This is a genomic window from Ruegeria sp. YTSA135 (genome assembly GCF_059610165.1).
This window is the reverse complement of record NZ_JBXWNC010000007.1, coordinates 95,448-118,757: the sequence shown is the minus strand read 5'-3', so window position 1 is coordinate 118,757 and position 23,310 is coordinate 95,448. Positions and strand designations below refer to the sequence as shown.

General features: G+C 59.0%; 21 protein-coding genes. 7 read left to right on the top strand and 14 right to left on the bottom strand.

Going from position 1 to position 23,310, the window contains the following annotated elements; genetic code table 11:
- Positions 1-44: 44 nt before the first annotated feature.
- Together AC2FIT_RS11235 and AC2FIT_RS11230 are read right to left on the bottom strand one after the other, a co-directional pair.
- Positions 45-1,277 carry an MFS transporter gene (locus tag AC2FIT_RS11235; protein WP_496829457.1) on the bottom strand — a complete coding sequence of 411 codons (1,233 nt, stop codon included), beginning with the start codon at positions 1,275-1,277 and terminating at the stop codon, positions 45-47.
- 74 nt (positions 1,278-1,351) lie between these two features.
- Entirely contained in the window at positions 1,352-3,577 is a 2,226-nt protein-coding gene (locus tag AC2FIT_RS11230; RefSeq protein ID WP_496829455.1) for a primosomal protein N', read from the bottom strand.
- 59 nt (positions 3,578-3,636) lie between these two features.
- Here AC2FIT_RS11230 and fsa point away from each other — a divergent pair, with 59 nt between their 5' ends.
- The 4 genes from fsa (at position 3,637) to AC2FIT_RS11210 (ending at position 7,005) form a co-directional block, all read left to right on the top strand.
- Positions 3,637-4,290, top strand: a complete 654-nt coding sequence (gene fsa, locus AC2FIT_RS11225; RefSeq protein ID WP_496829453.1) for a fructose-6-phosphate aldolase — start codon at positions 3,637-3,639, stop codon at positions 4,288-4,290.
- Between the two features lie 197 nt (positions 4,291-4,487).
- Positions 4,488-5,195, top strand: coding sequence for a DUF484 family protein (locus AC2FIT_RS11220; RefSeq protein ID WP_496829451.1), 708 nt, complete (start codon positions 4,488-4,490; stop codon positions 5,193-5,195).
- A complete protein-coding gene (locus AC2FIT_RS11215; protein ID WP_496829449.1) occupies positions 5,192-6,112 on the top strand; it encodes a tyrosine recombinase XerC in 921 nt (306 codons plus the stop codon). Before AC2FIT_RS11220 ends, AC2FIT_RS11215 begins: the two co-directional genes overlap by 4 nt.
- Positions 6,113-6,291: 179 nt before the next feature.
- A complete protein-coding gene (locus AC2FIT_RS11210; protein ID WP_068337681.1) occupies positions 6,292-7,005 on the top strand; it encodes a CDP-alcohol phosphatidyltransferase family protein in 714 nt (237 codons plus the stop codon).
- Here AC2FIT_RS11210 and AC2FIT_RS11205 read toward each other — a convergent pair.
- The 8 genes from AC2FIT_RS11205 to AC2FIT_RS11170 all read right to left on the bottom strand — a co-directional run bounded on the left by AC2FIT_RS11205 (position 6,990) and on the right by AC2FIT_RS11170 (position 17,529).
- Positions 6,990-7,457 (bottom strand): hypothetical protein, encoded by a 468-nt coding sequence (locus AC2FIT_RS11205; protein WP_496829447.1) that lies wholly within the window; start codon positions 7,455-7,457, stop codon positions 6,990-6,992. The genes AC2FIT_RS11210 and AC2FIT_RS11205 overlap by 16 nt on opposite strands.
- Before the next feature lie 77 nt (positions 7,458-7,534).
- Positions 7,535-7,990: a methylated-DNA--[protein]-cysteine S-methyltransferase gene (locus AC2FIT_RS11200; protein WP_496829445.1), complete on the bottom strand. Its 456-nt coding sequence runs from the start codon at positions 7,988-7,990 to the stop codon at positions 7,535-7,537.
- Between the two features lie 80 nt (positions 7,991-8,070).
- Positions 8,071-11,001, bottom strand: coding sequence for an isoleucine--tRNA ligase (ileS, locus tag AC2FIT_RS11195; protein WP_496829443.1), 2,931 nt, complete (start codon positions 10,999-11,001; stop codon positions 8,071-8,073).
- Between the two features lie 163 nt (positions 11,002-11,164).
- Complete coding sequence (locus tag AC2FIT_RS11190) at positions 11,165-13,852, bottom strand: DUF2339 domain-containing protein (RefSeq protein WP_496829441.1); 2,688 nt, start codon at positions 13,850-13,852, stop codon at positions 11,165-11,167.
- A 65-nt stretch (positions 13,853-13,917) separates the two neighbouring features.
- Positions 13,918-14,628, bottom strand: a complete 711-nt coding sequence (locus AC2FIT_RS11185) for a VIT1/CCC1 transporter family protein (RefSeq protein WP_496829439.1) — start codon at positions 14,626-14,628, stop codon at positions 13,918-13,920.
- Positions 14,629-14,682: 54 nt separating this feature from the next.
- Positions 14,683-15,672 (bottom strand): YcjF family protein, encoded by a 990-nt coding sequence (locus tag AC2FIT_RS11180; protein ID WP_496829437.1) that lies wholly within the window; start codon positions 15,670-15,672, stop codon positions 14,683-14,685.
- The gene (locus AC2FIT_RS11175; RefSeq protein ID WP_496829435.1) at positions 15,665-16,120 is read right to left on the bottom strand and encodes a GNAT family N-acetyltransferase; all 456 of its coding nucleotides are present in this window, start codon (positions 16,118-16,120) and stop codon (positions 15,665-15,667) included. Before AC2FIT_RS11175 ends, AC2FIT_RS11180 begins: the two co-directional genes overlap by 8 nt.
- Positions 16,117-17,529 (bottom strand): YcjX family GTP-binding protein, encoded by a 1,413-nt coding sequence (locus tag AC2FIT_RS11170; protein ID WP_496829678.1) that lies wholly within the window; start codon positions 17,527-17,529, stop codon positions 16,117-16,119. Before AC2FIT_RS11170 ends, AC2FIT_RS11175 begins: the two co-directional genes overlap by 4 nt.
- A 107-nt stretch (positions 17,530-17,636) precedes the next feature.
- On the opposite strand from AC2FIT_RS11170, the gene truA reads away from it, so the two are divergent.
- Complete coding sequence (gene truA, locus AC2FIT_RS11165; protein ID WP_496829433.1) at positions 17,637-18,404, top strand: tRNA pseudouridine(38-40) synthase TruA; 768 nt, start codon at positions 17,637-17,639, stop codon at positions 18,402-18,404.
- Here the strand turns inward: truA and AC2FIT_RS11160 are convergent.
- From AC2FIT_RS11160 to AC2FIT_RS11150, 3 genes are read right to left on the bottom strand one after another with little or no spacing between them, the layout of a single operon-like run.
- Complete coding sequence (locus tag AC2FIT_RS11160) at positions 18,401-19,309, bottom strand: nickel/cobalt transporter (RefSeq protein ID WP_496829431.1); 909 nt, start codon at positions 19,307-19,309, stop codon at positions 18,401-18,403. The two genes, truA and AC2FIT_RS11160, sit on opposite strands and share 4 nt — an antisense overlap.
- Positions 19,294-19,986, bottom strand: a complete 693-nt coding sequence (locus AC2FIT_RS11155) for a DUF1007 family protein (RefSeq protein ID WP_496829429.1) — start codon at positions 19,984-19,986, stop codon at positions 19,294-19,296. Before AC2FIT_RS11155 ends, AC2FIT_RS11160 begins: the two co-directional genes overlap by 16 nt.
- A 28-nt stretch (positions 19,987-20,014) precedes the next feature.
- Positions 20,015-20,821: a thioesterase family protein gene (locus AC2FIT_RS11150; protein WP_496829428.1), complete on the bottom strand. Its 807-nt coding sequence runs from the start codon at positions 20,819-20,821 to the stop codon at positions 20,015-20,017.
- A gap of 143 nt (positions 20,822-20,964) precedes the next feature.
- Between AC2FIT_RS11150 and AC2FIT_RS11145 the strand changes: the two genes are divergently transcribed.
- Positions 20,965-21,900: a 2-hydroxyacid dehydrogenase gene (locus AC2FIT_RS11145; protein ID WP_496829426.1), complete on the top strand. Its 936-nt coding sequence runs from the start codon at positions 20,965-20,967 to the stop codon at positions 21,898-21,900.
- A gap of 7 nt (positions 21,901-21,907) precedes the next feature.
- Here the strand turns inward: AC2FIT_RS11145 and AC2FIT_RS11140 are convergent, their stop codons facing one another.
- Complete coding sequence (locus AC2FIT_RS11140; RefSeq protein WP_496829424.1) at positions 21,908-22,264, bottom strand: hypothetical protein; 357 nt, start codon at positions 22,262-22,264, stop codon at positions 21,908-21,910.
- Positions 22,265-22,439: 175 nt separating this feature from the next.
- On the opposite strand from AC2FIT_RS11140, the gene AC2FIT_RS11135 reads away from it, so the two are divergent.
- Positions 22,440-23,279 carry a bifunctional allantoicase/(S)-ureidoglycine aminohydrolase gene (locus tag AC2FIT_RS11135; RefSeq protein ID WP_496829422.1) on the top strand — a complete coding sequence of 280 codons (840 nt, stop codon included), beginning with the start codon at positions 22,440-22,442 and terminating at the stop codon, positions 23,277-23,279.
- Positions 23,280-23,310: the final 31 nt, after the last annotated feature.

Sequence of the window (23,310 nt, the reverse complement as noted above, 5' to 3'; positions counted from 1 at the left end):
GACAGCGCCTAGGATGTGTGCCATTCAAGGTCAAGCTCTGCCGGCTATTCCGCCGGGGCCGGTGCGTATTTTGACAGAATTGTTTCATTTCCGGGCTCAGGGTGACGTGGAATCAACATCGACAGCAGCAACGATACAATCGCCATCGCCGCAGCCAGGCCAAAGACCGCACCCGGAGACACGACCCAAAGCAAGCCGAGCAAGGCAGGCAAAAACACTGCAGCAATGTGATTGATGGTAAATGCCACGGCCGCTGTGGGCGCAATATCTGCGGGATCGGCGATTTTCTGGAAATAGGTTTTCAAAGCCAATGCCAGTGCGAACAGAACGTGGTCGATCACGTATAGGATCGCCGCCAGCACTACGCCCCAGCCGAACCAGTAGATGCCACCATAGGCCGCGAAGACGATCGCAAGACCAGTATATTCAAAGATCAGGGTCCGGCGTTCACCGAACCTTGCGACCGCTTTGCCCAACAAAGGCGCGGCGGCCATGTTGATCATGAGGTTGATCAGGTAAAGGCTGGTCAGTTCATGGACCTGAAAGCCGAATTTCTCGACCATCATGAAGCCCGCGAAAACAACAAATATCTGGCGCCGGGCTCCGGCCATAAACTGCAGCGCGTAATACAACCAATACCGTTTGCGCAGGATCAGTTTCTTGGTCTGCGGCGTGGGCGCATTAAACTGCGGATAGGCAAACAGGCAAAACAACGCCAGCAGGGCTGTCACCCCTCCGGTAGCCATGAATACGACATTGTACGACAGATCGAACCGGTCCCAGGTCAGCACGATCAAGCCATAAACCACAGCCGTCGCCCCCGATCCCATGGCCACCAGCCATCCAAGTATCTGTGGGGCACGGTCTTTTGGCAGCCATTGCAATTGCAGCGATTGGTTTACCGTCTCGTAGTAATGAAACCCGATCGAACTGAACAGCGTGACGAACAGCAAGCCACCAAGGCTGGGAAACCACGCAGTCACCGCTGTTGCCACCCCAAGCATCATCAGCGAAATCATCGCCAGAACCTGCTCGCGGACAAAGATAATCACGGCGATCACGCCAACGGCCAGAAATCCGGGAATCTCACGAACCGTATGCAGCAGGCCGATATCCGCGCCGTCAAAATTCGCCACCTCGATGACAAAGTTGTTCAGCAGGGCGCTCCACCCATTGAACGCGATGGGCATGGTCAATGCCATCATGAACAACAACGTCACAGGACGTCGCCAGAACGGCAGGCTCTGCGCCTCGGAGAGCGGCATGGGTTTCAACATGCACCCCCTCTACGCCCATTTATTCTGTTTGGCGAGAACGTATCGACGCACAAACGTCCTGCATTGGCGCAGGGTCAGTAAAAACTCTGTGGGTCGATGTCCACGGTCAGGCGTATGTCGCCCTTCAGGCGCAGCGGAGCGATCCAGCGGGTGATTGCGTCTTGAATAGGTGCTCCCTTGGGCGCTTTGACCAACAAACGCACACGATGCCGGCCACGAATACGCGCAATTGGGGCAGGGGCAGGTCCAAAGACCTGCGCTCCGATGTCGCGCAGGGGCGCATCGTTTCGAGCCAAGGCATTGCCGATGTCAAAGACCGGGCCGACCTCTGGCCCGGACAGTACGATCCCGGCCATTCGTCCGTAAGGCGGTACGCCTGCAGCTTGTCGTCCGGCGGCTTCGGTTTTCCAAAACCCCTCTTCATCACCCGACAGGATGGCCCGGATCACGGGGTGTTCCGGCTGAAACGTCTGCAACAAGGCCTGCCCCGGTTTGTCTGCCCGGCCAGCCCGCCCTGCAACTTGCCGCATCAGTTGGAATGTCCGCTCAGCCGCGCGTAAATCAGCGCCGTGAAGGCTGAGATCCGCGTCAATAACCCCGACCAATGTCAGCTTGGGAAAGTTGTGCCCCTTGGCCACAAGTTGCGTACCGATGATGATATCCGCATCGCCTTGGGCAATTTCTTCGATCTTGGCTTTCAACGCGCGCGCAGACCCAAACAAATCAGAGCTCAGCATCGCGATCTTCGCATCGGGAAAGGTTGCCTCAGCCTCTTCTGCCAACCGCTCAATCCCGGGTCCGATCGGAGCGAGTTTGCCCTCGACCCCGCAAGAGGGACAGACATCGGGCATCGGTTTGGTTTCTCCGCATTGATGGCACATCAGGCGTTTGAGAAACCGATGCTCAACCATCCGGGCGTCGCAGTGGTCGCAGGCGATCTGCTCACCGCATGCCCGGCACAGCGTCACGGGTGCATAGCCACGGCGGTTTATAAATAGCAGCGACTGCTCACCCTTTTCGATCCGCTGCAGAACCGCCTGCCGCAGGGACGGGGAAATCCACGCACCCGGCTGCATTTGCTCGGCCCGCATGTCGATGGCATTCATCTCGGGCAACACCGCCGCACCAAACCGCGAGGTCAGGTCAATACGGTCATACTTTCCGGCCTCGGCATTGGCCCAGCTTTCAAGCGATGGCGTTGCACTGGCAAGGATCACCCGCGCGCCGCAAATGGCAGAACGCAAAACCGCCATGTCACGGGCGCTGTAATGCACCCCATCTTCTTGTTTGTACGAGGTGTCGTGTTCTTCATCGACAACAACAAGGCCAAGATCGCGAAACGGAAGGAACAAGGCCGAACGGGCTCCTACCACCAGTTGCGCATCACCCTGCCCGACCATTCGCCAGACCCGGCGGCGCTCGGTCATGGTTGCGCCTGAATGCCACTCGGCCGGGCGCGCACCAAACCTTGCCTCGACACGCGTCAGGAATTCCGCGGTCAGCGCAATTTCCGGCAACAGAACCAGCGCCTGCCGCCCCGTGCGCAGCGCTTCGGCCACGGCCTCAAGGTACACTTCGGTCTTGCCTGATCCAGTCACGCCTTTCAGCAGTGTTGTGCCGTAATCGCCGGTCTGCTGGCCTTCCTGCAGTTTGGCAACTGCCTCTGCCTGATCCTCGGTCAATGTCTTACCCGGCAAGTCCGGGTCCAGATGCGGATAAGGCAGATCGCGCGGGCTGTCCTCTTCGCGCACAGCCCCCTGCTTGACCAATCCCTTCACGACCGAGGACGTCACCCCCGCCTGTTCGGCCAATTCCTTCAGGGTGAACGCCAGTCCGCCGTAGTCCTGCAACACCCCAAGCACGCGGGTTCTCGCGTCGGTCACCCGATCCGGCTGAGCCTGTCCCAAACGGTAAATTTTCCGCATTGATGGCGGGTCACCCAGACCCGGTGCCCGTGTCGCCAAACGCAACATCGCCGGCATTGGCGTCAGCGTGTAATCCGCAACTTTCCCCAGGAAAACCCGCATCTCTTCGCGCATCGGCGCGACCTCAAGCACCCGGATCACCGAACGCGCCTTGGCCAAGTCAAAGCCACCCTGCCCCGGCCCCCAGACCACGCCCAGCACCTTGCGCGGCCCCAATGGCACCTCGACAAACGCACCCAGAAAACACCCGCCCTCGGGCGATTTGTAATCCAGCGTCCGGTCCAGCGGCTGCGTTGTCAGCACCGCCACCAGCTCGCCTTGGTCGAAATACTCCTGAGTGCTCACCGCATATCCTTGGCAAGGGGGTTTCAGCATGTCTTTCTTTGGGGTAAAGCCATCCGCGACCAAGGCCAACCCATCAAAGGACTGCCCGCATGAAATTCTTCGTAGACACCGCCGAGATCGACGCCATTGCCGAACTGAACGACCTGGGCATGGTGGACGGCGTAACCACCAACCCTTCGCTGATCCTGAAATCAGGCCGCGACATTCTGGAAGTCACCAAAGAGATCTGTGATCTGGTCGACGGTCCTGTCTCGGCCGAAGTTGTTGCCACCGAGGCCGACGACATGATCGCCGAAGGCCGCAAGCTGGCCAAGATCGCGCCAAATATAGCCGTAAAGGTTCCGCTGACTTGGGCTGGTCTGAAAACCTGCAAAACGCTCAGCGACGAAGGGCAGATGGTCAACGTCACGCTGTGCTTTTCGGTCAACCAGGCGCTGCTTGCGGCCAAAGCAGGCGCGACCTTCATCTCGCCCTTCATAGGTCGTTTGGACGATATCAATCTCGACGGCATGGAACTGATCGCGGATATCCGACAGGTCTATGACAATTACGGGTTTGAAACTGAAATCCTCGCTGCTTCGATCCGCACTGTGAATCATGTGACGGACAGCGCGCGCATTGGTGCAGACGTGATCACCGCCCCTCCGGGTGTCATCAAAAAACTGGCTGACCATCCTCTGACGGATAAGGGTTTGGAAAGCTTTCTGTCTGATTGGGCAAAGACCGGTCAGAAAATCCTCTGATTTTTGACACAGCCGCGCGGCGCTGTTAGGCGGCGCGCCGGGCCCAACTGCAAAACCTGATCTTTTGATCAGGACTTTGCAGGCGGGAGCCTTGGCAACACATACCAGCGTAAAATCCGATTTTGCCTGCATTTTTTCCAAGGCAAAATCGGCATCTCATGTTATAAACCCGCCAACAAAAAAAGACCGGACGGGACATGAGCAGCAACACAAAACTCAAGGACAATCTCCGCGCCGCGATTCTGGCCGAGCCGGACGCCGTGCTGGACGACAAGGATTTGATGCAAGCACTGGTGACCGCAAACGAACACGCACGCGGTGCCAACGTTATCGACCTTCGGGGCATCGCCATGCAACGGCTTGAGGCGCGACTGGATCGGCTTGAGGACACGCACCGCTCAGTCATAGCCGCGGCGTATGAAAATCTGGCTGGCACCAATCAAGTACAGCGCGCCATTTTGCGCCTTCTGGAGCCGGTAAAGTTCGAGGACTTCCTGCAGACGCTTGGCAACGACGTAGCCGAGATACTGCGCGTTGATCATATTACGCTGGTTCTGGAATCCACGGTTATTCAGGAAGACCCGGCAATCGAAAAACTGGGTGGCGTGCTGACCGTGGTCGAACCCGGTGTGATCGACGCTTATCTCAGCAAGGATCGCAGCGGTCCGGTACGTGACGTCGTTCTGCGTCAGGTGCAACAGCCCAGCCCGCGGATTTTTGGCCTCAATGCCAGCCAAATCAAGTCCGAAGCCTGCCTGAAGCTTGATCTGGGTGAGGGTCGCCTACCCGGCATGATCGCAATGGGCGCCAAGGATGCCAACCATTTCACCCCACAACTTGGTACTGATCTTCTGTCGTTCTTTGCTGGCGTGTTCGAACGGTCGATGCGTCACTGGCTGTCGTGAGCCTGATTTCACCAGCCTGCCGTGATGCGTTGCAGCTGTGGCTGGACAGCTTAGGCGCCTTGGCCGGGCGGTCCGAAAACACAAAAACCGCATATAGCGGCGACGTGACAGAGTTTCTGACGTTCATGACCCTACACCACAGCGAGCGGCAGGGTCTTGCAGCGCTGGCACGGATCACCGTGTCAGACATGCGCGCGTGGATGGCGGATCAGCGGGCCTCAGGCGTTGGTGCCCGTTCACTGGCGCGCAAACTCTCGGCGGTGAAAAGTTTCTACCGCTGGCTGTCCGAGCGTGAAGGGTTTGAGCCCACCGCCGTCCTGTCGACCCGCGCACCAAAATTTACCAGGAAACTGCCGCGACCGTTGGCCGAAGATGCCGCTCGCGCCATGATCGAAACGGTCGAGGTGCAGTCGGCAAACGATTGGATTTCGGCCCGCGATGTTGCCGTTGTCACGCTTCTTTACGGTTGTGGGCTGCGCATCTCCGAGGCGCTTTCCCTGACCGGGACCGATGCACCATTGCCCGAAACCTTGCGCATTATCGGTAAAGGCAACAAAGAAAGGATCGTTCCCGTTCTACCCGCTGCCCGCGCGGCAGTGGATCGTTACCTGAAGCTATGCCCTTACACGCAAACCGCTGACAAAGCACTGTTTCGCGGCGTGCGCGGTGGTCCGTTGAACCCGCGTGCTATCCAGGGGGTTATGGCTAAAGCGCGGATGCAACTTGGTCTGCCTGCAACGGCGACCCCGCATGCCCTGCGGCACAGCTTTGCCACGCACCTTTTATCCGCTGGCGGTGATCTGCGTGCCATTCAGGAATTGCTGGGCCATGCCTCATTGTCCACGACCCAGACCTATACCGCAGTCGACACCGCCCGGTTGATGGAGGTTTACAACCGCGCGCACCCAAAGGCCTGAGTTTTCAAGCCTATCCCTGAATGATCTGCCACCTAAATCGCGCGGTTTTGCCCAGCAACGCCAAGGTAACAGCCAGACAGCCAAGTTTGCGTGTCTAATTTTCACACCTGTTCTTGTAAGGCTGGCAATCCGGGGCTTTTTGCTTTGCATCTGCTTCACGCATCGTCCATGACACCCCCATGACACTCAGATTCAAAGCACTTTCCGTCCATCTCTTCACGGCGACAGGCGCCGTTTTTGCGATGTTGGCCATGCTGGCCGCCGTCGAAGAAAAATGGAGCCTGATGTACCTGTGGCTGGTGGTTTCATTCGTCGTGGACGGCATCGATGGCCCCCTTGCCCGTCACTACCACGTCAAGAAAAACGCGCCAGAGTTCGACGGAGAGCTTCTAGACCTGATAATCGATTATCTGACCTATGTGTTCATTCCAGCGTTTGCGCTGTTCAAATCGGGATTGATGGATGGCTGGACCGGCTGGGTTGCCATCATAGTCATCACCTTTGCCAGCGCCATGTACTTCGCCGACACCCGGATGAAAACAAAGGATAAATCCTTTTCCGGGTTTCCTGGGTGCTGGAATATGGTCGTCATCGTGATTTTCGCACTGGAACCCAATTTCTGGGTCATATTGCTGCTGGTCTCACTGCTTTCGCTGGCGATGTTCCTGCCTTTGAAGTTCATCCACCCGGTGCGGACCCAAAGATGGCGCAACGTATCGCTGCCCATTGCCTTCGCGTGGACGTTCTTTGCGGGTTGGGCGGCTTGGGTTGATTTCCACCCGGAAAGCTGGGCGCATTGGGGTTTGGTGATTACCAGCCTATATCTGGTGTTCGCAGGGATTGCGCAGCAAATCATTCCACAGCGCAAAAGCGCGGACTACAGAACCTCCTGAACCTCGAACTCGGTGCCGTTATGGGTGAAAACCTCGCCCTCTTGCAGACCGGCCATGGCCAGATAGATCGGGCTTTGGGTCGATATTCCCATATAGGTTCTTCCATCCACATCAAATCGTGTGGTTGAAACGCAAACAACAAAGCAACGGTTGTTGAACTTGACGACTGCGCCGGGCTGCACGGTATCTGTTACGCTGAAGTCTGTGTTTTCGATGACGTCGATCTTGGCGTGATGCGCGTGAACAGGTGCGTCGAAAGCCGCCGCCAGATCCGCATTCTCGCGCGAGGCGGCGATGTCGTCCTTGTCATGCCCTTCCCGGTCATCCAACTGAGAGTCCTTGAGAAATGCGTCGTAGTGGGCCTGCGCAGTCGCCAGTTCCTGCGCTTCCAATGACATCAATCGGTCGATAATGGCCTTTTTGCGGGCAGTCGGGTCTGATTGGGCGGTCATTCAATACGATCCTTTGAGTTCTGCATCAGATACAGGTTGAGCCTCAACCAACTTGATTGCAACAGAAATCCATCTCTTCAAATCAACAGGCCGGCCGCCCGTTCATGACGCAGCAGGGCAACCTTGGTCTCGATCCCGCCATCACCGGAAAAGCCCCCAAGCCCGTTGGCGGCCAACACGCGATGGCATGGGATGATCACCGGGATCGGATTTGCGCCGCAAGCCTGCCCCACAGGTTGCGCCGGCTGACCAAGCTCCTTGGCGATATCGCCATAGGTGCGGGTGTAACCCATTGGAATAGCGTACATCAAGTCGCAGACTTTTTGCTGAAACGCTGATCCGGCGACGTGATATGGCAGATCGAACCTGTCCAGCCGCCCCTGATCATAGGCCATCAACTGCGCTTCGGCTTCTTGCAGCAAGTGCGTTTTCGGCCCGTCGTTCCGGCCGCCCCATACAAGGCGCGTGATTGCGCCGTCGGTTTCTTCGACACCAAGGCGACCAAACTGAGTATCAACGGCGATCATCGGCATGAGCGCAACGTTCCAGATCACCACCGCCAACGCAAGCGATGAAAGGAAAACCCCCGGCGGTTTGCCAGGGGTTTTATCAGTTAACTTAACGCCTCATCGCAGCGCTTGCAGACACCGGCATGTGAGTGGAGCCCCACATCGGGCAAAATCTTCCAGCAGCGTTGGCATTTTTCGCCCACCGCCTTTTCAAAGACTACTGATACGCCTTCGATTTCCGGCACACGAAACGCTTCGGCGGGGGTCGGGTCTCCGGTGACGGTCAAGCCCGAAGTGATGCACATATCATCCACATCGAAGGTTGCCAGCAAGTCGCGCGTGTCGCCTTCCTCAACATGGACGATCGGCGCGGCCTCAAGGCTGGACCCGATGACCTTGTCCTGACGCTGTATCTCTAGCGCGGCGGTAACGACACGACGGACGCGGCGGACCTTAGCCATGTTGTCTTCAAGGTCGGTATCCCGCCAGTCTGCCGGCGTATCCGGGAAGTCCACCAGATGAACCGAGCTGTCATCGTCCGGAAAACGTTCCAGCCAGACCTCTTCCATTGTGAATACCAAGACCGGGGCCAACCATGTCGTCAGTCGGTGGAACAGGATATCGAGAACGGTACGCGCGGATCGGCGGCGCAGGGTGTCACTGTCGCAGTACAGTGCATCTTTGCGGACGTCGAAGTAGAAGGACGACAGATCAACCGTTGCAAAGGTAAAGATGGCGCTGAACACACCTTGGAAGTCAAACGCGGCATAGCCTTTGCGCACCTGCGCATCCAGATCGGCCAGACGGCTAAGCACCCAGCGTTCAAGGCGCGGCATATCTTCGGGTGCGACGCGATCCGCTTCGGTGAAATCGGCCAGCGAGCCCAGCATGAACCGCATGGTGTTGCGCAGGCGGCGATAGCTGTCGGCGGTACCTTTAAGGATCTCGGGCCCGATCCGCTGGTCAGCGGTATAGTCGGTCTGAGCCACCCAAAGACGCAGAATGTCGGCACCGTATTGCTTGACAATTTCTTCGGGTACGATGGTGTTGCCAAGTGATTTGGACATCTTGTTGCCCTTGGCATCCAGCGTAAACCCGTGGGTTACTACGTTCCGATAAGGAGCACGTCCTTTGGTACCACAAGCTTGCAGCATTGAGGAATGGAACCATCCGCGGTGCTGGTCGGTGCCTTCCATATAGACGTCGGCGATACCGTCGTCTGTGCCGTCCTCACGGTCGCGCAGAACAAAGGCGTGAGTCGAGCCCGAGTCGAACCATACGTCCAGCACATCAAAGACCTGATCGTAATCGTCTGGGTTGGCAATGCCATCCAACATCTGCTCTTTGAAGCCATCGGTGTACCAGATATCCGCGCCATCCTTCTCGAACGCTGCTTTGATACGAGCGTTGAGTTCTTCGTTACGCAGCAGGTAATCCGCGTCTGTGGGCAAAGCACCTTTCTTGGTAAAGCAGGTCAGTGGCACGCCCCATGCACGTTGGCGCGACAGAACCCAGTCCGGGCGCGCTTCGATCATCGAATACAGGCGGTTGCGACCCGTTTGCGGCGTCCATTTTACCAACTCATCAATCGAGCGCAGGGCGCGTTCGCGGATGGTGTCACCCATCTCACCCATGCCGTCGTCCAGCTTGCGGTCGACCGAGGCGAACCACTGCGGCGTGTTGCGATAGATGATCGGCGCTTTCGAGCGCCACGAATGCGGATAGCTGTGCTTGATCTTGCCACGCGCCAGCAGCCCGCCGACCTCGGCCAGCTTGTCGATGACCGCTTTGTTCGCGTCGCCCTCACCACCCTTGCGGGACAGGATGTATTTGCCACCAAAGAACGGCAGATCAGCGCGGAACGAGCCGTCATCCATCACGTTATAGGTGATGACCTGCTCGAGCATGCCCAGATCACGATAGAGTTCGAATTCCTCCATCCCGTGCGACGGTGCACAGTGGACGAACCCGGTCCCTTCGGTGTCGGTCACGAAGTCAGCGGCACGGAAGTCGCGGATATCGTCCCATTCCCCGTTACCACCCTCGGCCCCGGCCAGCGGGTGCATTAGGCCAAATACGTTATCCAGTTCTTCGGCGCTCACACCGCGAACACGGGTCCACTGGTCATCGTTTAGCCGGGCACGGCCGAGCACATCGGCGGCCAGATTGTCGGCCAGCAGGAATTTATCACCTACGTTGGCCCAGCACTCTTCCGGCGCGCCAGTTACTTCGTAGAGGCCGTAGGAAATATCTTTGCCGTACACGACCGCCTTGTTCGACGGCATGGTCCAAGGGGTTGTGGTCCAGATCACCACGTAAGCGCCCATAAGGTCCGCGGCTGTCTCACCTACCGTTCCATTGACTTCAAACTTCACCCAGATGGTGAAGCTTTCCTTGTCGTGATACTCGACCTCGGCCTCGGCCAGCGCGGTTTTCTCGATGGGCGACCACATTACGGGTTTGGACCCCTGATAGAGCGTGCCGTTCATTAGGAACTTCATGAACTCGTCGGCGATCACGGCCTCGGCGTGATAGTCCATGGTGATGTACGGATCGGCCCAGTTGCCGGTGATTCCCAGACGCTTGAACTCTTCGCGCTGGATGTCGATCCAGCCCTCGGCGAACTTGCGGCATTCCTGACGGAAGTCGACGATGTTCACCTCATCCTTGTTCTTGCCCTTCTTGCGGTACTGCTCCTCGATCTTCCACTCGATGGGCAGGCCGTGGCAGTCCCAGCCCGGCACATAGCGCGCGTCATAGCCCATCATCTGGTGGCTGCGCACGATCATATCCTTGATGGTCTTGTTCAGCGCATGACCGATATGCAGGTGGCCGTTCGCGTAGGGCGGGCCGTCATGCAGGGTGAAAGGCTTGCGGCCTTCTTTCTCGCGCAGGCGGTCGTAGACGCCGATAGTCTCCCACCGTTCCAGCCATGCGGGTTCGCGCTTGGGCAATCCGGCGCGCATGGGAAAATCGGTCTTGGGCAGGTTCAGCGTGTCTTTGTAGTCAGGTGTTTGGATCGTGTCGGCGCACATTGGGGGCGTCCCTTGGATGATCTGGTCGTACTAGGATCGAAGCGGTCGGTGCGAAGTCTCAAACACCTTTGCCCGGCGTCTCAGAGGGTCAGAGCGCCGGGGATATAATTCGAATAATGATTGCCATACGGTCAAGCATGGCGGGCTTATAAGGCGCCCACGCCTAATGGTCCAGAGGTTCCGCCAAATGCAGCGAATGGCGCAGCTTGGCCCATCGGTTCAGCCACGCCAATCCGGCAAGCGCAAGGCCCAGGGCCAGCAGCGAAAACACCCGGATCAGCCCGCCCAGCCCCGCGATATCGATCAGGAACACCTTGGCCACGGCCAGTCCGATGACCGCAAGCCCCGCCTTGCGCATCACATTCGACCGGCGCGCAAGCGATTGGTAGAACAGCACAGCGCCAATCATCAACAAAGCCATGGTGTAGGTGTAAAGCTCGGGCTGGGTGACGCCGTTGCCTTCGAACATTCCCTCGGCCCCCTGCCAGATGTGACGGATCATCAGCCCCAGCCAGACACTCGCCAAGACACCTGCCACCCCCCAGCTTACCCGCTTAATCCAAAGCGGGGTCCCGTGAATACGCCAGACCGAAAAACCGATGGCCAGCGCAGGCAGAAGATAGGCCACTGCCAACGTGTTCAGCACCGGCGGGCCCAGAACCGGTGGCGCAACCGGGCTGAGCAACGGGTTTGCGTCAAACAATGCTTGCCCAAGCCGCAACACTCCGTGCCCGGCAAAGAAAATGGCCAGCAGATAACGAGCATAGTTCAACTTGCCGCCCAGTTCGAACCTCTGCACCTGCGCAAAAGCCAACAGCAACCAGATGATCGCCAACAGGCTCAGCCCCCAATGGCTGTTGGTGGCGTTGCCTTCGCCAAAGCTTTGCAGCCAGCGCTCCAACAACAGGGACAGAAGAATGCCTCCGGTCGCCCAGGCTGCGCTTTCAAGCAGCAGTTTCGCTACAGGGCGATCCATGGGCCAAAGCAGCATCCATCCGAGCACAAAGCCAACAGTTGCCACGCTGTACACAAGCACCATTTCGATGATCGGCGCCGAACTGGCCCAATCAAGACCGGGGTTCAGCACCAACCGCACTGTTATGGCAAAGACGCCCGCCCAGATGAACAAGGCCATCGGCGGCAGGGTAAACTTCCGGTCTAATGCGGCAGCAACAACAACCATAGCGACCAAAGCAATCGTCAACGCCGCCGAGCTTAGTACGATCACGCAGGCAAAGGTCAGGCAGGACAAGGCCGACAACGTGGCCAGCGCAGGGCGCATGCGGTTTTCACCGTCAACACGCGCAAACCGTTCAGCAAAGACAACCATCAACACGCCCAGCGCAAGCGCATGCAGCGCCCAGGGGTAAGGTCCGATAACCGTTGCAGGATGCCAACCGACCTCAAGCGCGATGGCCATGGCGGGCGCAAAAACAGCCGCGGCCCCGGCCCAGACCGCGGCGTAACTGCGCGCTCGCAGCGACCTCCAGGCCGCAGCCAGCGAAACCACGGCCCCCAGCCCAGTCAGAACAGTAACGACCCAAGGGTAGTCTGCCTCAGCCGTTTCGGCATAGGTCTCGGCAAACTGGCGAAACACAATACCGTTGTCCCAACCGTGCATCAAAACGAACCAGATGAGGCCAAGCGCGGGCAATGCAGTTGCATCCTGTAACGCCTCGGCCCGCTGTCCCCAGACCATCAACGCAAGTGCCAGCCCCGAAAGCAGGGTAACGCTCAACCAGAACTCACCCACAGAATCCGGCCAGTGCAAGGATACAATGGCCGCGCTCACAGCCACCGCCGCAAAGCCCAATCGCGTTGGGAATTCCGGCCAGGCGTCGCCCTTTTTGCGTCCGATAATTGAACTGATCATCGCACCGCCGTGATTTGGCCAGACCCGGCGGACGGGAATGGCAATGGCGATCACGGCCAGTGCCGAGACGCAAACCAGATACGCGGCCTCGGTCAAAGGCGCGGACAGCACCAGCAACAAGCAAGCGGAATAGGCGCCAAACAGTGTCAATACCGATATCCACGCCCAGCGCCGCACTGTGTCGATTCCCAGACCCAAAGTGGCGGCGAGGAAGAAGTAGGCATACAGCCAGCTTGGGTTCTCGGACGTGCCCCCCACTACGAAAGGGGCAGAGAATGCACCGATCAAACCGACAGCAGCTAATAAGGGGCCGTGAAACCACCCCAGCACCAGACCCACCACGGCAATGGCAACCATTGCGACCAACGCGGCTTCGGGACCGATGAGATCATAAAGCTGCCGTGCAGCCAGTACGCCTCCGAACAGGGTAACCAGCCCGGCTCCGGAAAAGACTGACGGCAGATAGGCCGTGGCCGAAGTTTCGTCATCACCATATCTACGCCTGATGACCTCACCGGCAGCGATCAGCGCTGCACCAAAAAGTAAGGCCGCACCAACGCGGGCAGATGGCCGTAGCAGGCCGCTTTCCACACCGTATTGGACCAGAAAAATCCCCGCCAGCGCCAGCGACAGGGCTGACACCGCGTAAAACCAGTTTTCCCGAAGCCAGGAGCCGAGAGCCGCAAGGCGATCTTCGCGAAATACAACCGCTGCGGGCGGCGTCTTTTCAGCAGCAGGCTCAACCGTTGGAGCCTTGGGCTTGGCCCATGGGGCAGGCTTCGACGCCTTGTCCGGTGCTTTGGTGGATTGGCTGGTCTGCGCGCTCTTTGGCTCTGGCAGCGCGCCACCAAGTGAAAGGATTTGTGCCTCTAAGTGCTCTACCCGGCGGCGCAGGCGCGTTTGGCTGACTAACAGAACGAAGATGGTGACCGGGATGGCCAGCACAATCAGTCCGAACAGAACTAACAAGGATTCCACTGGGCTCTCCGGGTTGTTGCCCCGTCAGGCTACCCTAAGTGCTTGGCCTGCAACAGTGTTGGCAGTCAAGGATGGAACAAAGATCCCACAAAATAGGCGACCAACGCTGCGACACCTCCGATCGCAAAGGTTTCAAGGCCGGAACGCCACCAAGGCGACAAGGACCAGCGGCTTTTGAACGCGCCGATGGCGAAGAACACGCACATGGTCATGCAGGCCGAGACAACAAAAGCGTTTTCCACCGAAAACAAAAACGGCAACAAGGGCACCAAACCGGCAACAAGAAAGGCCAGGAACGTCGCGATCGCCGCCTTCAGGGGATGGGGATCAACGCTGCCCAACCCGTATTCGCCCTCAACCATAAGGTTGATCCAGTTGTCATGGTTGGCTGTGATCGCATCTGTGGCTTCTTCCAAAATACGGCCCGTCAAACCCTTTTGCGCCAATATCTCGCGCACTTCGCGGCGTTCGCCGTCTGGATACAGCCGGATATGACGTTCTTCGGTGACACGGATACGGCGGATATTGTCCAGTTCGGCTTTGGTGCCGGAATAATTCCCGGCAGCCATCGAAAACCCGTCGGCCAGCACGTTGGCCAGACCCAAGGCCACGATAATGAACGGAGACAACCCTGCACCCGCGACCCCGGCGACAATGGCAAAAGTGGTCACGGACCCGTCAATGCCGCCGTAGACCACGTCTCTTAGAACCCCGCGCCCCGGCGGTGCATTGATCCGTTCTGCGATTTCCTGCTGGCTGTGTCCGTGGTCGATCATCGCTGGCTCCAGCTTTGTTATGCATCTTAGCGGGCCACAAGACTTTGCGCTGTATCAACTTTTCGAGAATAACCCACTGAGCGCACGTTTGATCATACCGCGGGTCGAGGGTTTGTGCCGTTTGGAAAACGGCAGCGGGCGACAGACCTCCATCGCGGCGACGCCGACCCGCGCGGTCAACGCACCGTTCACCAGACCCTCACCAAACCTGCGGGACAGTTTGCTCAGGACCGATCCGCCCAAGACCGGCTCAAGCAGATCATCTCCGACGGCCACTGCTCCGGTTGCAACGAGATGCACAAAAACGGCGCGGGTCAGCCGCCAACTGCCCAGAAACCCGGCGCGGCCACCGTAAATCTCGGCCACCCGGCGGATCATCCGCAACGAGGCCGCAAGCGCAGTTGCCACATCCGCAAGCGCCAAGGGCACCAGCGCTGTCACTGTCGCGACCTGCCGAGCCGCTGCTTCAACCTCGCGGCTGGCGGCGGCATCCAGGGGGGCCAGCAACTCATCCTCAGCCAAACTGAACAGGGTGGAGGCGTCAAACTGTTCCCCCATCCGTTCTGCCAGCCGGTCGCGACCCCACCGGGTTTCCTCGCGCCCTTTGTAGAACGCGATCAGTCGGGTTGTGATCTTTCGGGCCTGAGCCAGATCGCCATCGGCCAGCGCTGAATCCACGGCCTGGCGCATCCCGTCCACGCGAGACAGCCGACCAATCGCCGCCAGCTCTCGCACCGCGATGATCAGGGCAACCACTACCAGCGCGCCAATCAGGACGGTGACAAACCAACCCAATACAGGCGCGCGCAGTAACAGTGAATTGACGAAATCCCACGCCGCAACGGACACCACCGCACCGATGACAGCCAATGCCAGCCCCCAGAACCAGCGCGAAAGCTTGGACGGCTTCCGCGCCGCCAACCGAACGGCTGTCTGCATGGCCTGTCCCTGCGGCGGGGCAATATCGGGCACAGGCGGGGCCAGCGACACGTCTGCGTCAGGTTCCTCTGCTTCCAGATCAATCAGTACCGGACCTTTAGCCATCCGCTGCCTCACCCCTGCGCCAGACATATTTGATGTCCGGCAGGTTTTCATCATTGTCCGCCCCATCACTGCGGTCGACTTCGATAAAACCGTTACGCTCATAGAATCGACAAGCCCGTTGGTTGGCTTGAAAGGCAAACAAAGACAGTTCTTCCCGTTTGGTTTTTGCTTGATCCAACAGGCACCGACCAATCCCCCGGCCGCATTCAGACGGCGTCAGGTACAGACAGTGGATCTCTGTCCCATTCAGCGCCAGGAACCCCACAACACCTGCATTGGTTTCGGCAACCGTGACCCACTGTTGGTCAATCATCCAGCCACCAAACGCGATGGTTTCGGCACCGGAATACAGCTCGGGCATCCATTCGTGTTCGCGGGCAAAGCCGTGCAGAATGTCTCCGATACGACCGGCGTCCGTGGTGCGGGCTGGGCGGAGAGTAAAGGTCACAGCCGGTCTCCGATCAGGAACTGTGCCGCGCGATCCAGCCGGATATGCGGCGGGCCGTCTCCGGGGCGCAGCGTCAGATGAGCAGGCGCAAACGACATGAAACCAAAATCCTCTTCCAACCAGCTTTCGGCCCCGTTACGGGCCGGACCCAGCAGATGGGCCGGATCTTCGGGCAGGTTGCCGGGAAAAAAAGCAGCTTGTTTTCCATTCAGCAAGGTTCCGCGCACACAGGGCAGGTCGACCCCGTTATGGGTCCGCGTTTCCTCGGTTGTTGCGCGCAACGCAGCTAACGACAACGCCGCCGTTTCCGCACCGGCAAAGCTGGCGCGGTCACGCGCGTCGCGGGTCAGGGCCTCCATGATATGGGTCAGGCGTGGGTGTTGCGTGTGATGCAAGTGGTCGGCCTTGGTGGCGGCGAAAAGAATACGCTCAACCCGTTTGCCCAATAGCAACTGGCTGAGCCATGCATTACGCCCCGGGCGAAACGCCGACAGGATATCTGCCATCGCATGGCGCATATCCTCGACCGCTTGCGGCCCCTGATGGATTGCCCCCAGCGCATCGACCAGAACAACCTGCCGGTCAATTCGGGCGAAATGGTCCCGGAAGAAGGGTTTCACGACCTGCGACTTATACGCCTCGTACCGCCGCGCCATTTCCCGGTGCAAGCTGCGCCGGGGCGCATGACCATCGACGGGCAGTGGCGCAAAGGTCAGCACGGGCGACCCTGCAAGATCACCGGGCAAAAGGAATCGCCCGGGCGTACAGTCATAAAACCCGGCCTCCCGCGCGCCAGCCAGGTACTCCGCAAACGCCTTGGACAATGCCTGCGCCGTTGGCTCGTCATGGGCCGCCGCCGGGTCGGACGCCTTGGCCTGCGCCAGAAACTGTTCAGCTTCACGCCGCCCGGAAATGCGGTCCAGCGTCTCGGATGACCAAGCCTCATAGGATTTATCCAGAAGGGCCAGATCAAGCAGCCATTCGCCGGGATAATCCACGATGTCCAGATGGAGGGTCCGCGGTCCTTGCAACCCCGCAAGCAAGCCTGAAGGCCGGGCCTTGAAGGACAGGCGCAGTTCGGACACAGCGCGCGTGCTGTCGGGCCAGTGCGGCTGCGGTCCGGTCAGCACGGCCAGGTGGTTCTCATAGTCAAAGCGCGGCACGGTGTCGTCGGGCTGTGGTTGCAGATAAACGGTGTTTATCCGCCCCTCTTGCTGCGCAACGAGACCCGGCATCCGCCCCCGGTTCAGCAGATTCGCGACAAGGGACGTTATGAAAACCGTCTTGCCCGAGCGCGCCAGACCGGTGACGCCCAGGCGGATAACCGGCTCGAACAATGTCTCGGATACGCGATCACCCACGGCTTCGACACCGCGCACAAGACTGTCTGCCAGGGATGAGATGACCAAACCGTCGCCCCGCTTTTTTCGTTTCGCCCAAGATAGGTAGAGGACACGCCACATGCCAGAGCTTTCCCGCCCTTGCCCCCTTTGGCGCGTCAGGGTACGAGCGGGCCATGCCTAGATACGCGCTGAAAGTTGAATACCACGGTGGGCCGTTTGCCGGATGGCAGCGCCAAAAGGATCAGCCATCCGTTCAGGGGGCGATCGAACACGCGCTATCGCGTATCCAACCCGGCGACCACACCATCGCTGCCGCTGGTCGCACGGATGCGGGCGTGCATGCGCTGGGCCAGGTGGCCCATTGCGATCTGGTGAAGGAATGGGACCCGTTCCGCCTGTCCGAGGCGCTGAACTATCACCTCAAGCCGCAGCCTGTGGCCATCGTCAAGGCCGCAAGGGTCGGTGATGACTGGCACGCCCGCTTCTCGGCTTTGGAAAGACAATACCTGTTTCGCATCCTGATGCGGCGCGCACCTGCGACACATGACGCCGGGCAAGTCTGGCAGATCAGCCATGATCTTGACGTCACCGCCATGCAGGCCGGTGCGGATGTTCTGATCGGACAGCATGATTTCACCACCTTCCGCTCATCCATCTGTCAGGCCGCAAGCCCCGTCAAAACGCTGGATGAACTGCGTGTTGAACGGGTTGAGGGGTTTTCCGGCCCCGAGGTGCATTTCCACGTGCGTGCCCGCTCATTCCTGCATAATCAGGTACGCAGTTTTGTTGGAACGCTGGAAAGGGTCGGCGCAGGCGCATGGGCACCCGAGGATGTCCGCAACGCGCTTGAGGCCACGGATCGCGCCGCGTGCGGGCCGGTATGCCCGCCGCAAGGTTTGTATCTGGCACGGGTCGGTTATCCGGACCCGGTGTTCGACTAGATCGCGCGCATCAACAGGCCACTGGCGATCACGGTGATAATCAGACCTGCCACCAATTCGATTGTCGGCGCCAGGACCGAGGCAAACCGGGTCGCCGAAGCCGAGGCCATCAATCCCCCGCGCAAACCAAACGAAGTCCATCCAACCAAGGTCGTCACAGTCGCTGTACCCAGCGCCATTGCAAAAGCCCCGGCGATACCAGCCATCGCAATGCCCATCTGCCAGGTCAGGATCAGCACAAAGAGTGCTCCGGTACAGGGACGTGCCGCGATGCCTGCGATCAGCATCAAAGCCTCGCGCAAGCTTCCGACCTGCGTCACCTCTTGGGCCGTTGGGCCATGTCGATGCCCGCAGCGGGAACAGGTGCCGTGATCATGGTGATCGTGGTGGTTTTGCACAACATCGTTTCGATGACGCCGTGCAAAACTGCGAATGGAACGCAGCACCAGCCACAGACCAATGGCGGCAATCGCTCCGTAACTGATCGGTGCCATGACCTTTTCAGTTGCGCCCACCAGGCTTTCACGTGACATCTGAAAGATCAGAACACCTGCGTAGACTAACACGATGGCCGTGAACGCCTGCCCGAGGCTGGACAAGACGCTGATGGCGGACAGGCGCAGAAACGCGACGTTCCGACCCAGCCCGTACCCCCCGATCAGAACTTTGCCGTGGCCGGGACCGATCGCATGGAAAAAACCATAGGCAAAACAAACCATCAGTAGGGTCGCGATGGCCGCAGGCTGCTCGGCACGCGCTGCACGCAGGGCGCGGGCGATCTGGTTCTGGAATTCGCGTTGCTCACCTGCGGCCCAGGCCGCAAGGCTGTCAAACCCGCCGCTTCCCCAGAACCACAGCAATACGGCAATGGCTATAGCAACCGGAACAATCAGGTACTTGGACATGTAACAAAAATCTCGGTTGCAAAGCTTTCACCGACCAAAGGTATGTCATTTTCCTCAAGGTCGTAATTGGCATCCAGCGTCAGCAGAAAGGCCCGCATTTGCGCCAACTCCGCATCGATGTCAGGGTCAATCCGGTCGATCTTGCACGACTCTGGCCCCAACACCTTTACGGGGCGCGTCACCTCGTAGGCGGTGTAAAATGTCTCATCATAGGCTTTGGCCGTCAGCGCAGCGGCCGGAACCCCACCGCCATCTACCGCCCTAATATGAGAGGTCACGATGCGTCCGTTCTCAGCCGTGGCGTCCGCCTCCATCGGGCCCGACAAGGCCACAGGCACGCCGTCTGCAAATACAACCAGATCACCGTTATACCCTTCGACCCACTGCGCATCGAAACCTGACAGAATCTGCTCTTCCGTTTCGGTTAGAACGCCATCGGCATCCTGATCCAGCTTCATGTCTTCCAGCACCAGCAACGAGTAGAACTCATCATATGCCCAAGTCACACGTACATGCGTCAGTTGGCCGGACTCGTCGACGATGAACTCTAACCCGGTGTCGATAAAAACATGCGGGTGCGCCGTGGCCGAAAACGGCAGGCAGCAAATCATAAAAGGTGCAATCCAACGCATGAACGCAAGATAGGATCTTGGCCCGCGCGCGGCAATGCGTTTCACACAGCGCACGCAGAAACCAACCACCGGATCAGGTGGGTGGAAACAGAATAATGGTTTGCAGGGCCGTACCCACCGGACCTTCGGTGTCGTACAGAACCGACTGAGACATTCCGATGCCGGATGGCTGCCAATGACACACCGACTCAGAGGCCAGCCAATCCGAGACAGGCTCGCGGTGGATTTGCACTGTCAGGTCCGTATTCATGAACCCCATCTCAGAGGTTGGTGCGTTCCACGAGATACCATTCCCGCAATCGGCCAGCGGGCAGAGCGCCTGAATCGGTGACGGCACTTCACCCTCCAGCAAGGCCGGGGTCTGCATCCAGACCGTTTTTGGCCCTGCCCCCTGATTGCCGCCCTTGGGGTACAGAACATTGGAATGATTAGCAAAACCCGGCAGTCCGTGACGTACTTCACCGATTGGAAACGGGCCTGCGACCGCGTCTTCCAGCCGCGGTGACGACATTTGTACATTCGGCACAGGTCCAAGATCCCGGCACACCAGGTGCATTGTCGTGGCCGTGGCGCAGAGCGAGTCATTCAGGTCGTGCACCGTAACCCGCGTGGTGGCCAGCGTCTTGGTATGACGCGTTGTTTCGGCGGCAACCCGCAACCCGGTCAAGGGTTGCGGCCGTAGCAGATCAACCGTCAGGCGGGTCAACATCTTCCCCGGTCCCACCTCGGCCTCGGCTGCGCGTACGATCAGGCCGCTGACCGGCCCTGCGTGGCAGTGATCCGCCGACCACGGCCCCCGCGCAGGATCGTTGCCTACAAAAACGCCATCGTCGCGCAGATGAAAATAGGCCTGCTGGCTCAGGTCTTGTGTCCCGTTCATGGGGTGCCTCAATTGTATTGTTTGGTCCTTCCACCCGGCGACCGGGCTTTACGTTCGATCAAAGAATGGCTTAGCTGCGCCAGCAATGTCCAGTTCGGTGACGGGGCGTTATTTCACTCAATTTGCAGCCGAGGAGGCGCGACATGGCATTGTTGATCGAAACCGGGCTGTCTGACTGGATGAATGACGGCGACATTGCCCGTGACATTCGTGGTCTGTATCCCGACGCGGATGTGCGGACGCCGGATACCCTTGGTGATCCAGCCGACATTACGATGCTTGCGGTCGTCGGCTTGCAGGACACTCATCCGCAGCGCCTGCCCAATCTGCAACTGGTTCAAAAGCTGGGCGCGGGCGTCGAAACGATCATCAGCAACCCGAGTCTACCCGCCCATGTGCGCATTGCACGGCTTAAACCTGATGCTCCTGCACAGGGCATCGCCGAATGGTTCGTCGCCTATGTGCTGCGCCAGCAGCGTCACATGACCTTTCACGAGGCGACCCAGCGCCGTGCCGAATGGGTGCCCAAGGCACCGATCTACTCACCGGATACCGTGGTAGGCGTGCTGGGCTTGGGCCATATCGGGGCGCGCAGCGCCAGGATGCTGAACGCCGTTGGTTTTCAAGTGATGGGTTGGAGCCGCTCTGCCAAACAGATCGAAGGCGTGACCTGCCTGCACGGTGAGGCTGCTTTGCCTGATCTTTTGGGCCGATGCGACCATGTTTGCGCCATTCTGCCTTCGACCCCGCAAACTGTCGGGCTGTTCGATGCGGAAATGCTGGCCGCAATGAAACCGGGCAGCCAGTTGCTGAACGCCGGGCGCGGAGACCTGATTGACGAAACCGCCCTGATCGTGGCACTGGATCGTGGCACACCGGGCCACGCGGTGCTGGATGTCACCTCAATAGAACCGCTGCCGTCCAAAAACCCGCTGTGGAGACATCCCGGCGTTACGATCACACCACATGTCTCGGGTTGGCATCTGGGCGAGGCCTTGGCGGATGTTGCGGAAAATTTCCGACGGTTGACCGCAGGCGAACCCTTGCTGCACGAGGTCGATAAATCGCGCGGTTACTAGGTTCGGATCAAGGTGTCAGAATCCAATTGCCGCTTGCATCGCGGCACCGGCGGGTCCGGACCTCACGCGGTTGATCAGCGCCTTCAGGCTGAATGATGTGCTGTAGATGTACGCAATTGTCCCGCACATCGCGCACGCGGATCGTGCCTTTCGAACCGGTTTCATCATTGGTCCAAACGCGTTCTTCACCCACCTGGGGCACCGACCCCGACAGCATCGCATTCGACGCGGCATTCAGAACGTTAAAATCCGCAGGCGTCAGCCCCATTTCTGCAATTATGCGCGACAGCGGTTTGGCCTGACCGGTTGAGGCCGTTGCCAGCACACATATCGCAACCAAGGTAGAAAGAATTCGGGCTGTCATACTCGCCTCGCCTGACTGAAATAATCTTGCGCTCAAGACTATACTGGCAAACGGTGCGGGCCAAGCCCCGCGCAGTGACCTTCAAATTATACCGAACAAACCTAGTGGGACTCTGCTGGTTGGTCCGGACCTGCAACCGGCCCATAGTCCCCACATCAAGAATCAGAGGACACCGATGGCAAACCCGACCTATTTCGCGCCCACGGGCGGCCACCCTGGCCAGGACCAGCTTTTGACTGACCGCGCCATGTTTACCGAGGCCTATGCGGTGATCCCAAAGGGCACTATGCGCGATATCGTCACCAGCGCCCTTCCGTTTTGGGAAAAAACCCGCCTTTGGGTCCTGTCCCGGCCGCTGAGCGGATTTGCCGAAACCTTTTCGCAATACATCATGGAAGTTCAGCCCGGCGGCGGCAGCAACCACCCCGAGACCGACCCATCGGCTCAGGGTGTACTGTTTGTTGTCGAAGGTGCCGTAACGCTGGATCTGAACGGCTCCGAACATGTTCTGGATACTGGTGGATACGCTTATATCCCGCCCGGCAGCGATTGGACCTTGCACAATCGGACCGAAGGAATCACGCGATTCCACTGGATTCGCAAAGCTTATGAGGCTGTGCCCAGCCTCCCGACACCAGATTCGATCATCACCAATGAACGCGACGTTACCCCGGTTGAAATGCCTGGCACCCAGGGGCGATGGTCCACCACCCGTTTCGCTGACCCCCAGGATCTGCGCCACGACATGCATGTAAACATTGTCAATTTTGAGCCTGGCGGCGTGATCCCCTTTTGCGAAACGCATGTGATGGAACACGGCCTTTACGTGTTGGAAGGTAAGGCGGTTTACCGGCTCAATCAGGACTGGGTCGAGGTTGAGGCCGGTGATTACATGTGGTTGCGCGCCTTCTGTCCACAGGCCTGCTACGCCGGTGGGCCGGGACGATTCCGCTATCTTTTGTACAAGGATGTGAACCGTCACATGCCGCTGTCATTGGCAAAACGCCACGGCTAACCCCGCTTTTTGCGGCGCGGGGGTTCACATG